Here is a 14,662-nt window from a genome sequence, read left to right as displayed (position 1 = left end):
ACTGGAGAATTTGATTTTTAAGATGTAAACAGTACATTTGTGTAATCGATTACATTTTTCATCAGGTATGTACAGGATGCTTTAAATTTGGGAAACCTGATATCGTACTCATTGATTTTTTTAATTAATCAAAATTTTTTTAATTATGACCAATTCAGAATTTAGATTTGCACATCACCCTGATGATGTAAAAAAGTATACAACAGAAGAACTTCGGGAACACTTTCTAATCCCTGATTTGTTCAAAAAAGATGAGATCAATCTAACCTACACGATGTACGATCGCTATATTGCGGGAGGTGCCTTTCCGGTAAGTAAGAAAATTAAATTAGATACAATTGATTACCTTAAAGCCGATTACTTTCTGGAGCGCCGTGAACTTGGTGTGATCAACGTAGGCGGTAAGGGTCAAGTCACTGTAGATGGTGAAGTTTATGAATTGGGTCACAAAGAAGCCCTTTACGTAGGCCGTGGAAATAAAGAAGTATTCTTTGAAGCAGCCGATGGCGAGCAACCTTATTTTTATTTGAATTCCGCTCCCGCTCATAAAGAATATCCCGTAAAGAAAGTTACCATGGCTGAGGCTGAAGTTGTTGAGCTTGGGGATAGTAAATATTCCAATAAACGTAAAATCAACAAATTGTTAGTGAATAGTATAGTAGATACCTGCCAGCTGCAAATGGGAATGACTGAGCTTAAAGAAGGTAACGTTTGGAATACCATGCCGCCACATACTCACACTCGTAGGATGGAAGTATATTTCTATTTCGACCTGGAAGAGAGGCAAACTATTAGTCATTTTATGGGGCAACCGCAAGAAACACGTCATATTTTTATGAAAAACCACCAGGCGGTGATTTCTCCTGAATGGTCCATTCACTCCGGCGCTGGGACTTCTAACTATACTTTTATTTGGGGTATGGCAGGAGAAAACCTTGATTATGGAGATATGGACGGGGTTGAACCTCACGAATTAAAATAAGCCAAAGATGATAGAGGAATTGTTTAGTTTAAAAGGGAAAACTGCTTTAATTACCGGTTGTAAGCGCGGGATTGGCTTTGCAATGGCTGAAGCTTTGGCTGAGGCCGGTGCCTATATTTTGGGAGTTTCTGCGTCTTTAGATCCGGATGGTTCTAAAATAGAGAAACGTATTAATGAAATCGGTCAAAATTTTAAAGGCTATCAATGTGACTTTTCCGATAGAAAATCACTTTACCAGTTTATTGAGAAGGTGAAATCAGAAAATAAGCAAATTGATATATTAGTCAATAATGCGGGTACAATTATGCGAAAACCTGCTGCTGAGCATCCCGATGAATATTGGGATAAAGTAATAGAAGTGAATCAAAACGCGCAGTTTATCCTTACCCGGGAAATTGGTAAGGAAATGGTGAAAAACGGAAGTGGTAAAGTCATTTTCACGGCTTCACTACTTACTTTTCAGGGCGGAATTACTGTGCCGGGCTATGCTGCTTCTAAAGGAGCGATTGGTCAGCTTACCAAAGCTTTTGCCAACGAATGGGCTGCTAAGGGTATTCAGGTAAATGCTATTGCTCCGGGTTATATTGCAACCGATAATACCCAGGCATTAAGAGAAGATGAAGACCGAAGCGAAGCTATTCTAGCACGAATCCCAGCCGGGCGTTGGGGGAAACCAGAAGACTTCAAAGGACCAACCTTATTACTGGCTTCAGCTGCCGGAAATTATATGAATGGATCGGTTATGCTGGTTGATGGTGGCTGGATGGGACGATAAAATTACTTTTAATTAAGATCCTCAAAACAAAAAAGATGAGTAAAGAAAAATTTATAAAAGACGATTTTCTTCTGGATAATAAATATGCAAAAGAGCTTTATACTAAATATGCTTCAAAGCAACCTATTATAGATTATCACTGCCATTTATCACCCAAAGAAATAGCTGAAGATCGGGTTTATGAAAATATTACCCAGGTATGGATTGCTGGAGACCATTATAAATGGCGTGCTATGCGAACTTTGGGAGTAAATGAAAAATATATAACCGGAGATGCTTCCGATAAGGAGAAATTTATGGCATGGGCCAAAACAGTGCCGCATACCTTAAGAAATCCTTTGTATCACTGGACGCATTTAGAATTGAAACGATACTTCGGAATTGATGAATTGCTAAATGAAGATTCCGCTGAACGGATTTACGAGGAAGTAAACAAGCAATTGCAAAGGCCCGAAAATTCGTGTCGCGGACTTTTAAAACAGATGAATGTTGAGACTGTTTGTACTACAGAAGATCCTGTGGATACTTTGAAATACCACCAGCAGTTAGCAAAAAGTGATTTCGGAATAGAGGTAAGTACGGCTTTTCGTCCTGATAAATCAATTTTAATAGATGCCGATAATTATAATGATTATCTTGACAAACTGGGTGAAGTAGCTGAGATTTCAATAGATTCTTATGAAGATCTTCGAAACGCGCTACGAAAACGAATTCAGCATTTTGATGAGAATGGCTGCAAATTATGTGACCACGGATTGAATTTTATATCTTCAGAAAAGTTTAATGATAACGAAATAAATCAGATTTTCAGTAAAAAACGAAAAGGGGAAGCGATTTCAGATTTGGAGGCTGAAAAATTTAAAAGTGCAATTTTATTGTATTTGGGAGAAACTTACCACGAGTTTGGTTGGGTGCAACAATTCCATTTAGGCGCTTTGCGTAATAACAATAAACGTATGCTACGTCAACTTGGTCCTGATACAGGTTGGGATTCTATTGGCGATTACGAACAAGCTGAAAATCTTTCAAAATTTCTCGATACTCTGGACGGCAAAGATAAATTAACCAAAACCATTTTATATAATCTGAATCCTTCAGACAATGAAGTGTTCGCCACGATGGTTGGAAATTTCAATGATGGCAGTATAAAAGGGAAAGTGCAATTGGGCTCTGGTTGGTGGTTTTTAGACCAAAAAGATGGGATTATTAAGCAACTTAATGCCCTTTCAAATATGGGAATGGTGAGTTGCTTTATAGGAATGCTTACAGATTCTAGAAGCTTTCTCTCTTACCCGAGACACGAATATTTTAGAAGGGTTGTATGTAATTTGTTTGGCCAGGAAATGGCTAGCGGAGAATTACCTAATGATATGGAATTAGTAGGTAAAACAATAGCCGATATTAGTTATCACAATGCAAAAGAATATTTCGGTTTTTAATGGAAAAATCAGGTGGAAATAACGGGAAGGTAGTGACTTTTGGAGAAGTGCTGATGCGTTTGTCTCCTTCAGGGAACAAAAAACTTCAACAGTCAAATAGCCTGGAGTTTTTCTTTGGCGGGACTGAACTCAATGTAGCGGAATCCCTTTCCTATTTTGGATTGGAAGTAAAGCATGTTTCGAATGTTTCCAAGGATTTGGTTGGGGATGCGGCTTTAGCTTTTATCCGTCAGTTTGGGGTGGATGTGTCTGCTATAAATAGAGTTGACCATCCGTTAGGTCTTTATTTCCTGGAAGTGGGGGCAGCAATACGCCCAAGCCAAATTGCCTATAATCGTCTAAATGCCGCTTTTGCTAATATTTCTCCGGAAGAAGTAGATTGGGAGAATATATTTAAAGATGCTGACTATTTTCATTGGACAGGAATCACTCCCGGAATTTCTAAGGGAGCTTACGAAACTTTAAAAGCAGGACTTAAAGAAGCAAAAAAGCAAGCTGTTACAGTTTCGGCCGATCCGGCTTATCGCAGCAATCTCTGGAAATACGGAAGGGAAGGACGCGAAGTCCTGGCAGAACTTACCGGACTTTCCAATATTTTTATTGGTGGAGTAAACGAAATCAATGAAATTTTAAAAACCGATTTTAAATTTGACGAGGAAGGCTTTATTAGCGCAAGCAAAAAGCTGATGCAAACATATCCTTCAATTGAAAAAGTTTTTGATAAGGTACGCACCGGTCTCAGCGCTTCCTGGCAGAAAATTTACGGACAGGCCTGGACGGGCTCTGAATACATTACTACCGAAGAACTCGAAATTACCGATGTTGTGGATAGAATTGGTACCGGTGATGCTTATGCTGCGGGACTTTTATATGGTTTGCAAAATTTTGACGATCAAAAAACATTGGAATTTGCCAATGCTGCCTGTGCTTTAAAGCATACTATTTTGGGAGATGCGAACCTGGTTAGCGTAGAGGAAGTGATGGAAGTTACCCGCGGAAATACCAGTGGAAGGATTAAAAGATAATATTTAGAAAAAATTATGGCAAAATATACTAGGATTGAAACAGTGCAGGTTATGCGGAAAACCGGAATAGTACCTGTTTTCTATAATAAGGAACTAGAGGTTTGCAAAAAAGTAATTAAAGCTTGTTATGATGGCGGTGCCAGGGTTTTTGAATTTACTAACAGGGGCGATTTCGCCCACGAGGTTTTTGCAGAACTCAATAAATATGTTTCAAAAGAATTAGACGGGATGATTCTTGGCGTGGGCTCGGTAATAGATGAAGGAACTACTTCTTTATACCTTCAGCTGGGTGCTAATTTTATAGTTTCTCCAATTGTACAAGCGGAAATGGCCAAAACCTGTAACCGTAGAAAAGTGGCCTGGATGCCTGGCTGTGGCACTGTAACAGAAATTTCCTATGCCCAGGAACTGGGTGCAGAAGTAGTAAAGATATTTCCAGGCGCGCAAGTTGGCGGGCCTTCTTTTGTAAAAGCCGTTAAAGGACCAATGCCATGGAGTAGTATAATGCCTACAGGCGGAGTAAGTCCTTCCGAAGAAAATTTAAAGGAGTGGTTCGACTCTGGAGTGCATTGTGTAGGTATAGGATCAAAATTATTTCAGAAGAATCTAGATGGCACTTATGATTATAAAGAGATAACCAACAAAGTAAAGTCGGCTCTTGAAATCGTTCAAAAATTCAAATCATGAGAAATGCAGGGTTTCTTGGTGCATTAAAAATTAGTCTTTGTTTTTTGGTGATTTTCAGCCTTAGTGCTTGTGATGCGATAAAGAGGGATGTTACCGTTATAAAACTTGGGCACGGGTTGGATACTTCACATCCTGTGCATGAAGCGATGCTTTATATGGCAGAACGTGCTAAAGAAAAATCAAACGGCAGTATAGAAATTGATATTTACCCTAATCAGCAATTAGGTTCAGAGCGGGAGTCTTTGGAACTTCTTCAAATTGGTAGTTTGGGAATGACAAAGGTTTCGACAGGAGTTTTAGAGAATTTTATTCCCAGTTTAAAGGTTTTTGGACTTCCTTTTTTATTCCGTGACCGCGAGCATCGGTTTAAAGTTTTGGAGAGCGAGTTAGGCGAAAAACTTTTAAATGACGGATTAGGAAAACGATTGAAAGGTTTAACCTTTTACGATGCGGGAAGTAGAAGCTTCTACGGTAAAAAGCCAATGGAAAGCCCGGAAGACCTTAAGGGGCTCAAACTTCGGGTTATGGAAAGTAATACTGCGATGAATATGGTGCAAATGCTTGGTGGTTCCCCAACACCAATTGCCTGGGGCGAACTTTACACTGCCTTACAACAGGGAATAGTAGATGGGGCCGAAAATAACCTGCCTAGTTTCTATTTATCCAGGCATTATGAGGTGTGTAAATATTATATGGTAGATGAGCATACCGCGCTTCCCGATGAATTGCTTATAAGTACAATTGTGTGGGAAAAACTTTCTGAAGAGGAAAAAGTATGGCTTAAAGAGGCTGCTATGGAATCTTCTGAATATGAGAAGAAACTATGGCGTGAGGCCGAATTGGAAGCCCTGGAAGAGATACAAAAAGCCGGTGTGAAAGTAACTTATCCTAAAAAGGAGGACTTTAGGGAAATGGTTCAGCCTATGTATGAAGAATTCTCCAAAGACCCGGAAATGAAAAAAATTATTGATGCTATACAGGCAGTAAAGTAAAACTATGAAACATATTCTAGATAAAATTTTAGGATCGCTGCTGGTGTTTTTAATGGCAGTTATGGTAACAGCCGTTTCCTGGCAGGTGTTTTCCAGGTATATCCTACAGGCCTCCAGTTCTTTTACTGAAGAGATTGCACGGTATCTATTAATTTGGATAGGCATCTTGGGGGCAGCTTATGTTGCTGGTCAACAACAGCACCTTTCCATAGATATTTTAGCGCCCAAACTAAGTCTCAAAAACCGAGTAAAACTCCGAATGGGAATCAACTTGCTTATTATCCTTTTCTGTCTTTTAGTGCTGGTAATTGGTGGTAGTAATTTAGTATACCTGAATTATTTACTGGGACAAACCTCGGCCGCACTTAATATTCCCCTTGGGGCTGTTTATACCGTTATTCCAATTAGTGGGGTGCTTGTAATTATCTATAAAATAAATGAACTATTGAACCCTAAACAGTATTTAGTATGATGTTAGAAGTATTAATACTGGTAATTTCATTTTTAATCCTGCTTAGTATCGGGGTGCCTGTAGCCTGGTCTATAGGTATATCCTGCGTACTTACCATGTTGGTTTCTATAGATTCCATGGCAGCATATACTACGGTAGCGCAAAGAATGGCAACAGGTTTAGATAGTTTCTCCTTACTGGCCATTCCATTTTTTATCCTGGCAGGACAAATTATGAATCAGGGCGGAATTGCTACAAAACTCATAGATTTTGCTAAAGCGCTTATTGGCGCCTTACCCGGTGGATTGATTTACGTAAATGTAATTGCAGCCATGCTTTTTGGTGCAATTTCTGGATCTGCGGTAGCGGCTACTTCGGCTATTGGTGGGATTTTGGGGCCAAGAATGGAAAAAGAAAATTATTCAAAAGAATTTGGTGCCGCAATCAATGTTACTGCATCTACTACAGGTTTGGTTATTCCACCATCTAACGTTTTAATAGTTTATTCTTTGGCCAGTGGAGGGGTGTCTATTGCTGCTCTTTTTCTTGCGGGTTATATCCCCGGTATTTTAATGGGACTTGCACTTATGCTTACTGCAGCTTTTTGGATTAAAAAGAAAAAGTATCCACCGGGGGAGAGAAGTAGTTTTAAAAGAATTGGCTATACTTTTTTAGATGCCTTCCCCAGTCTGTTTTTACTTATTGTGGTAATTGGAGGGATCGTTTCGGGAATATTTACAGCAACAGAGGCTTCAGCTATTGCAGTTTTGTATACCCTGATACTTTCAGGAATTTACCGGCAATTAAACTTAAAAAAGCTGTATGATATATTTCTTAATTCCGTAGGAACGACAGCTATAGTAATGTTGCTTATAGCTACATCTATGAGTATGTCCTGGGTAATGTCTTTTGAAAATATCCCACAATCGGTTAGTGATGTTTTATTAGGATTGAGCGATAATAAATTTGTGATTCTATTGATAATTAACCTCTTACTACTGTTTGTAGGGACTTTTATGGATATGACCCCTGCAATCCTGATTTTTACTCCAATATTTTTACCGATAATGGAAAACCTAGGTATAGATCCGGTACATTTTGGGATTATTATGGTAATGAATTTATGTGTTGGTCTTTGCACACCACCAGTAGGTTCAGTGCTCTTTATTGGGGTTAGTGTCGCCAAAACAACTATACAAAAAGTAATTAAACCCTTGTTACCACTTTATGTGGTGATGGCTATTGTTCTTTTGCTAATCACATTTATCCCGGCTATTAGCCTTTGGTTACCGGCCTTATTTGAATAATTAATTATCCCGAAAATTTAATTTTATGAAAAAACTAAACAGAAAAAATACAGGAATTGATAACAAACTTCCAATAAAAGTAATTCAGTTTGGCGAAGGAAATTTTTTGCGAGCCTTTGTAGATTATGTGATAGATAAGATGAATGAACAGGCTGGGTTTAATGCCGGGGTGGCGGTGGTGCAACCTATTGCTTCGGGAATGATATCTATGCTTAACGAGCAGGATGGCTTGTACAACCTTTTTATGCGCGGAATTAAAAATGGAAAGGAGATTGAGGAGCAACGAACCATTTCCTGTATACAAAAAGGAATTAATCCTTGGGATGATTATGCGGAGTATATGTCACTGGCAAAAGAAGAGCAGTTACAATTCGTTATTTCTAATACTACAGAAGCAGGTATTGCATACGATGAAAAGGATGCTCTGGAAGGAACTCCACATAATAGTTTTCCGGCCAAGCTTACCGCTTTACTTTATAAGCGTTTTCAGCATTTTAGAGGAGATAAAAATAAAGGCTTAAGCATAATTCCTTGTGAATTAATTAACCATAATGCAGATGCACTTAAAGAGATTATTCTGAAATATTCAGAATTGTGGAAGCTTGAAAAGGAATTCGGTGAATGGATTAATCAATCTAATAGTTTTCATAATACCCTGGTAGATCGCATAGTTCCCGGATATCCAAAAGATGATGTTGAAGCTTATCAGAAAAAACTTGATTTTGAAGATAAACTTATTGTGACTGCTGAAGTTTTTCTGCTTTGGGTTATTGAGGGAGATGAAAAATTAAAAGAAAAAATCCCATTTGATAAAATAGATGAAAATATACTGGTTGTAAAGAATATGCAGCCTTACCGCACCAGAAAAGTAAGAATTCTAAATGGAGCACATACTACTATGGTGCCTTTTTCTTTGCTGTATGGAAATGAAACGGTGAAAGAAACCATAGACAATAATTTTACCGGAGAATTTGTGAAAGAAGCTGTTTTTGAAGAAATCAATCCTACCCTTTCTTTGGACAAAGAAGAATTAGACACTTTCGCCAGGGAAGTTTTTGATCGTTTTCGAAACCCTTTTATAAAGCACCAATTGGAGAGTATAGCCCTTAATTCCATTTCAAAATTTAAAGTGCGTGTTTTGCCTAGTTTGCTTGCTTATCAAAAGAAAAATAGCGAATTGCCACCTCGTCTTACTTATGCAATGGCTTGTTTAATCAGGTTCTACCGTGGGGAGTGGGAAAGCAAATTACTTCCGGTAAAAGACGATGCTGAGATTACCGATTTCTTCAAAAAAGTATGGGAAGAGCATAGTTATAAAGATATTTCCAGGGATATTCTTCAGAAGAAAGAACTCTGGGGGGAAGACCTTACTGCAATCCCGGGTTTAAAGAAGCATATTGCATATGCTTTGGAATTAATTGAAAACAAAGGTGTGGAACAAGGTTTTTCCATTTTTTCGGAAGAACTAAAGGTGTAGTGAAAAACAAGAAAAAGAGTATGGAAAAGAAAGCGATAAAAGTTCATCCTGACGATAATGTGGCCGTAGCCCTTATAGATGTGTGGAAAGATAATGTGATTCAGGTTGAGAACGATAAAGTAGAATTAAAGACTGATACTAAAGCTAAACATAAATTTAGCCTGGTAGACCTAGCTGAAGGCGACAGGATTTTTATGTACGGGGTTTTGGTGGGAAAGGCCACAAAACCTATAAAAAAAGGGGCGGTTTTAACGGTAGATAATGTAAAACACGAAAGCAATCAGGCTTATAAAAAAACAGAAACCACTTCCTGGAATGCCCCCGATATTTCAAAATGGAGAGACAGGACTTTTAACGGATATCATCGCCCCGATGGGCAGGTGGGAACCAAAAATGTATGGTTATTTTTTCCATTGGTATTTTGTGAAAACAGGAATATTGAAGTTTTAAAAGACGTATTTGAAAAGGAATTGTCTTTTCATAAATCAACAAGACAACGCATATTGTTGCGCAGCTTAATCCACGGGGAGAATACTGAGACTTTGGTTGATACCGAACCGGAAGAAAGTGCGGTTTTTGACAATATAGAAGTTAAGTTTATTACCCACCAGGGCGGATGTGGCGGAATCAGGCAGGATAGTGCCTCCTTGGCAAGATTGTTATCTGGGTATGTCAATAATCCTAATGTGGCTGGGGCTACAGTGCTTAGCTTGGGTTGTCAGAATTTACAAATCGATATTTTTAAAAATGCACTAAAGAGAATTAATCCGGACATTCAAAAACCTGTACTCATTTATGAGCAACAGCAAATGGGTACGGTAGATGAAATGATGGATACCATTATTAAGGAATCGTTCGCTGAAATTAAAAAAGCAAATGAAATTAAGCGCCAACCGGCACCACTTTCCAAAATAAAATTAGGATTGGAATGTGGTGGTTCAGATGGTTTCTCGGGTATTTCTGCAAATCCCGCTCTTGGATATGCGTCAGATCTATTAGCAGCGTTAAGAGGATCACCTATTCTTGCTGAATTTCCCGAATTATGCGGAATAGAACAGGAACTAGTGAATCGTTGCGTCTCCGATGAAGCAGCCGAAAGATTTATTGAACTTACCCGGGCTTATGAAAAGGCAGCAATCGCATCCGGTTCTGGGTTTGATATGAATCCATCTCCAGGAAATATTAAAGATGGTTTAATTACTGATGCAATGAAATCGGCAGGAGCTGCAAAGAAAGGCGGTACTTCGCCAATCGAAGACGTGTTGGATTATGGCGATTATGTTACAAAACCGGGCTTAAACCTTCTAAATACTCCGGGAAATGATGTGGAAAGCACTACCGCTATGGTAGGTGCAGGAGCAAGTGTAGTTGTGTTTACAACCGGCCTGGGGACACCTACCGGAAACCCTGTTGCTCCGGTAATAAAAGTATCTTCTAATTCAACCCTGGCTAGGACGATGCCAGATATTATCGATATAGATTCTGGCGGAGTGATTCGAGGAGAAAAGACTATAGAAGAAATGGGTGAAGAAATCCTGGAATTCATTGTTCAGGTTGCCAGTGGAGAAGTTGAGTCTAAAGCCGATCAATTAAATCAGGACGATTTTATTCCCTGGAAACGAGGAGTTTCATTATAGATTAAATATTGAAAAATGGCAGAAAAAAAAACTATTAAGGCAGGAATTATAGGATCGGGCTTTGCCGCCAAATTCCATTTTGATGCCATTCAAAGAGTTTTTAGTTGTGATGTTGAATTAGTAGGGGTTTACTCAAAAACCCCTACTAATTCTCAATCTTTTGCTGCAGAAAGAGGTTTGAAATCCTTTTCTTCTTTACCAGATCTCATTCAGGCTTCAGACATTCTTCATCTTTGTACGCCGCCCGTTACTCACGAGAGCGTTGCCATTGAAGTGCTGAAACTCGATAAAGATATCATCATTGAAAAACCACTTACCGGCTATTTTGGGGAAGGAGAAGAAGCTTTTTCTGGAGATAATTTTTCAAAGAAAACCGGACTTAAAAATGCCCTGGAAAGTATTAGCCGTATTCTCGATGCTGAAAAGAAAAGCAAGGGACGGGTGATGTATGCAGAAAACTGGATTTATGCGCCTGCTATTCAGAAGGAAAGAGAAATTCTTGAAAAAGCCGGTGGACAGATTCACTGGATCCAGGCACAACAGTCGCATTCAGGCTCCCATTCTCAGGATTATGGAAAATGGCATTTGTCTGGTGGTGGCTCGCTGATGGGAAAAGGTTGTCATCCATTAGCCGGAGCACTTTATTTAAAAGCGGTTGAAGGAAAAGCATTAAACGGGAAACCAATTCGGCCAAAATCTGTGTCGTGCAGAACCCACGCCATAACCCGCCAGGAAAATTTCAAAAATAAAGGCCATTTGCGCGATTCTTATACCGATGTGGAAGATTATGCTTTTACTCATGTCGTTTTTGAAGACGGAAGCGTGGCCGATATTGTTGCGAGTGAATTGTTGCACGGCGGGGTGAAAAATTACCTGGAAGTTCATGCCAACGATCATCGCACAATTTGCAATCTCACACCTAACAATGCCATGCAAACCTACAATCCCGATGATGAGAATTTTAAGGATATCTACGTGGTAGAAAAAACTGGCACTAAACAAGGTTGGTCCAATATTTCGCCAGATGAGGCCTGGTTTAACGGCTACCAACATGAGATGGAGGCTTTTTACAGATCTTCGGTTTTTGGGGGAAATATTGAAAGTGACAGCAGTCTTGCCGCGAACGTGATTTCCACTATTTATGCGGCCTATGTTTCTGCAGAAAGGAAGGGAATTGAAGTGGAAATCCAAAGCTTTTAAAATACAATTTTCCGTAATAACTTAAATCAGTTTATTATGACTAAACCAGAAAAAACAGGATTATCTCGTAGGAGTTTTATTCAAAAAACCGGGATTACAGCAGCGGGGTCTATGGTGATTTCACCGGCATTTAGCAACATTTTAAACGATTTAAATCGAAAAAAACGTGTGGCTCTGGTAGGTACAGGTATTAGGGGAGTTTCTTTCTTTGGAAAATTTTTAAACGATGAATACGCTGATGTGGTTGAATTCGTGGGATTATGTGATATCAATCCCGGCCGCCTGAAATATGCTAAAGAACATATTGGGGTGGATTGTCCGCTTTACACCGATTTTGATGAGATGCTGGCAAAAGAGGAAATAGATATCTTAATGGTGACCACCGTAGATTCAACACACGACGAGTTTATAGTAAAAGGTCTGGAAAAGAATATCAACGTGGTTACGGAGAAACCAATGACCACCGATGAGGAAAAGTGCCAGAGTATAATAGATGCCCAGAGAAATTCAAAAGCAAAACTCATAATGGCTTTTAATTATCGCTATGGGAAATTATTCACCAAATTGAAAGAAATTATTGAAGCCAGGGAAATAGGAGAACTTGTTTCAATAGATCTTAACTGGTATCTCAATACTTATCATGGTGCTTCTTACTTTAGAAGGTGGCATGGAATAACGGCAAAATCAGGAACTCTTCTTCTTCATAAATCTGCACATCATTTTGACCTTTTAAACTGGTTTATAGGGTCAGACCCCGTTGAGGTTACTGCCTATGGTGATTTAGAGAAATATGGTAAAAATAATTCCTTCCGTGGAGAAAACTGTAGGTCATGTTCCCTTAAGGATGAATGTAAATTTTACTGGGATATTACTAAAAATGATACCTATATGAAACTCTATGTCGAGAATGAAGAGTATGATGGATACATAAGGGACAACTGTGTGTGGAGGGAAGAAATCGATATTTTTGATAAACACAGCGTACAGATTAAATATGCCAATAACGTAATTGTAAATTATTCTTTGACTACTTATTCTCCTTTTGAAGGTTTCCGTTTTGGTTTTAACGGAAAAGATGGCAGACTGGAAACTCATGAAGGAATTCCATGGAGAGATTCTGAAAGTGTTGATCAGTCTAAGGTTCATGAAAAAGAAATGAACCAGTCCTCACATACTGAAGCAGATCTACAGTATCACGAGATCGTGTACCAGCGTAATTTTGAAAAACCTAACCGCATTGAATATCCCTATTTTCGAGCCGGGCATTGGGGTGGTGATAAACTAATGTTTGACGAAATCTTTAGAGGTGAAGTAATAGATCCCAAATTAAATCACGCAGCTGATGTTCGCGATGGTTCCCTGGCGGTATTAATAGGAATTGCAGCCAGAACCAGCATTAATGAGAAAAGACCGGTTAAAATAGCCGAACTTACCGAATTGATGCCTAGAAAAAATAAATGGGGTTAATGAGGAAATGGTTTTTTTATTTTCTAATAGAAGAACCTCTAGCAATAAGTTCAGGAGTGAGTACTACTTTTTTTTCAATACTTACTTTCTTGTTTTCATTCATTTGTTCCAAAAAAACCTGTGCAGCAATTTTTCCCATGGTTTGGGGTGTCTGATCTATAGTACTAATTGGAAGCTCCATATATTTTGTAAAGGGTTCGTTACTAAAACCTGTAACACAAACATCTTTTGGTATTTTAATCCCCATTCTTCTAAGTTCCTGAATGGCACCTAATGCAGTATAATCACTTGCAGAGAAAACAGCATCCGGTTTTTCCTTTAATTTCCATAATTCTTCTATAGCAGATGCGCCCGATTCTACTTTACTATTAGATTTTATGATGTATTCCGGTTTTACTTCCAGGTTATTATCTTCCAAAGCTTTAATATAACCATCATGTCTATTTCGATAAATTTCAAGATTGAGATCCCCTGATAAATGGGCTATTTTTTTGCAACCCTGATCAATAAGCTGTTGTGTGGCGAGGTAACCAGCTTTAAAATCATCTATAACAACGGAACTAACTCCAGGCACATTCTTTTTCCTGTCAAAAAACACCAAAGGTGTACCTCCCGCTAAGGCCTTTTCAATATGATCGGTATTCAGTGTGGTTTTTGAAACTGACATGAAAATCCCATCTATTTGTGTATTGATAAGCGTATTCATTTGTTCAATTTCGTATTCGTAATTCTCGTGGGTTTGACAAATTATCACGTGATAGCCGTGCGGGGTAAGTTCTTCTTCAATTCCCCTAATCACTGAAGAAAAAAAGCTGCGATTTATATAAGGTACAATAACCCCAACATTATTACTCCTGCCACTTTTTAAGGCCTGTGCAAGGCGGTTTTGCTTATAATTCATTTTTTTTGCTGTCTGTAGTACCAATTCCCGGGTACTTAAGCTTATTTTTGAATTATTGTTTAGTGCACGCGATACCGTAGCTGCACTAACATCTAGCTTTTTTGCAATATCATATATGGTTACTTTATCTTTCATAAGGTTGAGTAGGGGGATATTGTAATTGTAATTTGTTGCATTACAAAAATATAAAAAAAGCTTATAAAATGTCCTTAAATTAAGGAAATTGGATTCAAAATCGAATTATTCATAACATTATAATATTTCTGCTTCTTGAAAATACAGAATAGATGGAATAAAATGGGTAATCGATGCCATTTTTAGA

General features: G+C 38.5%; 13 protein-coding genes. 12 read left to right on the top strand and 1 reads right to left on the bottom strand.

The features are described from left to right. The first annotated feature begins 145 nt into the window (after positions 1-145). Genes kduI through LB467_RS10350 form a run of 12 tightly spaced genes read left to right on the top strand, consistent with a single transcriptional unit; the run spans position 146 to position 13,439 of the window. Positions 146-982: a 5-dehydro-4-deoxy-D-glucuronate isomerase gene (kduI, locus tag LB467_RS10405; RefSeq protein ID WP_224473974.1), complete on the top strand. Its 837-nt coding sequence runs from the start codon at positions 146-148 to the stop codon at positions 980-982. A gap of 7 nt (positions 983-989) precedes the next feature. Beyond that, positions 990-1,757, top strand: a complete 768-nt coding sequence (locus LB467_RS10400; protein ID WP_224473973.1) for an SDR family NAD(P)-dependent oxidoreductase — start codon at positions 990-992, stop codon at positions 1,755-1,757. A gap of 35 nt (positions 1,758-1,792) precedes the next feature. Continuing rightward, positions 1,793-3,196, top strand: coding sequence for a glucuronate isomerase (gene uxaC / locus LB467_RS10395; RefSeq protein WP_224473972.1), 1,404 nt, complete (start codon positions 1,793-1,795; stop codon positions 3,194-3,196). After that, the gene (locus LB467_RS10390) at positions 3,196-4,221 is read left to right on the top strand and encodes a sugar kinase (RefSeq protein ID WP_224473971.1); all 1,026 of its coding nucleotides are present in this window, start codon (positions 3,196-3,198) and stop codon (positions 4,219-4,221) included. The genes uxaC and LB467_RS10390 overlap by 1 nt, the downstream gene beginning before the upstream one ends. 15 nt (positions 4,222-4,236) lie before the next feature. After that, entirely contained in the window at positions 4,237-4,908 is a 672-nt protein-coding gene (locus LB467_RS10385) for a bifunctional 4-hydroxy-2-oxoglutarate aldolase/2-dehydro-3-deoxy-phosphogluconate aldolase (RefSeq protein WP_224473970.1), read from the top strand. Next, the gene (locus LB467_RS10380) at positions 4,905-5,900 is read left to right on the top strand and encodes a TRAP transporter substrate-binding protein (protein ID WP_224473969.1); all 996 of its coding nucleotides are present in this window, start codon (positions 4,905-4,907) and stop codon (positions 5,898-5,900) included. Before LB467_RS10385 ends, LB467_RS10380 begins: the two co-directional genes overlap by 4 nt. A 4-nt stretch (positions 5,901-5,904) precedes the next feature. Beyond that, positions 5,905-6,372 carry a TRAP transporter small permease gene (locus LB467_RS10375; RefSeq protein WP_224473968.1) on the top strand — a complete coding sequence of 156 codons (468 nt, stop codon included), beginning with the start codon at positions 5,905-5,907 and terminating at the stop codon, positions 6,370-6,372. Continuing rightward, complete coding sequence (locus tag LB467_RS10370) at positions 6,369-7,658, top strand: TRAP transporter large permease (protein ID WP_224473967.1); 1,290 nt, start codon at positions 6,369-6,371, stop codon at positions 7,656-7,658. The genes LB467_RS10375 and LB467_RS10370 overlap by 4 nt, the downstream gene beginning before the upstream one ends. A gap of 25 nt (positions 7,659-7,683) precedes the next feature. Then, entirely contained in the window at positions 7,684-9,135 is a 1,452-nt protein-coding gene (locus LB467_RS10365) for a tagaturonate reductase (RefSeq protein ID WP_224473966.1), read from the top strand. 20 nt (positions 9,136-9,155) lie between these two features. After that, complete coding sequence (locus LB467_RS10360) at positions 9,156-10,772, top strand: UxaA family hydrolase (protein ID WP_224473965.1); 1,617 nt, start codon at positions 9,156-9,158, stop codon at positions 10,770-10,772. A 15-nt stretch (positions 10,773-10,787) separates the two neighbouring features. Next, positions 10,788-11,972, top strand: a complete 1,185-nt coding sequence (locus LB467_RS10355) for a Gfo/Idh/MocA family protein (RefSeq protein ID WP_224473964.1) — start codon at positions 10,788-10,790, stop codon at positions 11,970-11,972. A gap of 36 nt (positions 11,973-12,008) precedes the next feature. Further along, on the top strand, positions 12,009-13,439 hold the full coding sequence (locus tag LB467_RS10350; RefSeq protein ID WP_224473963.1) for a Gfo/Idh/MocA family oxidoreductase: 1,431 nt from the start codon (positions 12,009-12,011) through the stop codon (positions 13,437-13,439). 16 nt (positions 13,440-13,455) lie between these two features. Here LB467_RS10350 and LB467_RS10345 read toward each other — a convergent pair whose 3' ends face one another. Next, a complete protein-coding gene (locus LB467_RS10345) occupies positions 13,456-14,475 on the bottom strand; it encodes a LacI family DNA-binding transcriptional regulator (RefSeq protein WP_224473962.1) in 1,020 nt (339 codons plus the stop codon). Between the last annotated feature and the right edge of the window lie 187 nt (positions 14,476-14,662).

The organism is Salegentibacter tibetensis (assembly GCF_020164485.1).
In the GTDB taxonomy this organism is placed as follows: domain Bacteria; phylum Bacteroidota; class Bacteroidia; order Flavobacteriales; family Flavobacteriaceae; genus Salegentibacter; species Salegentibacter tibetensis.
Note: the sequence above shows the minus strand (reverse complement) of the source record. Positions and strands in the feature narration are given on the sequence as shown.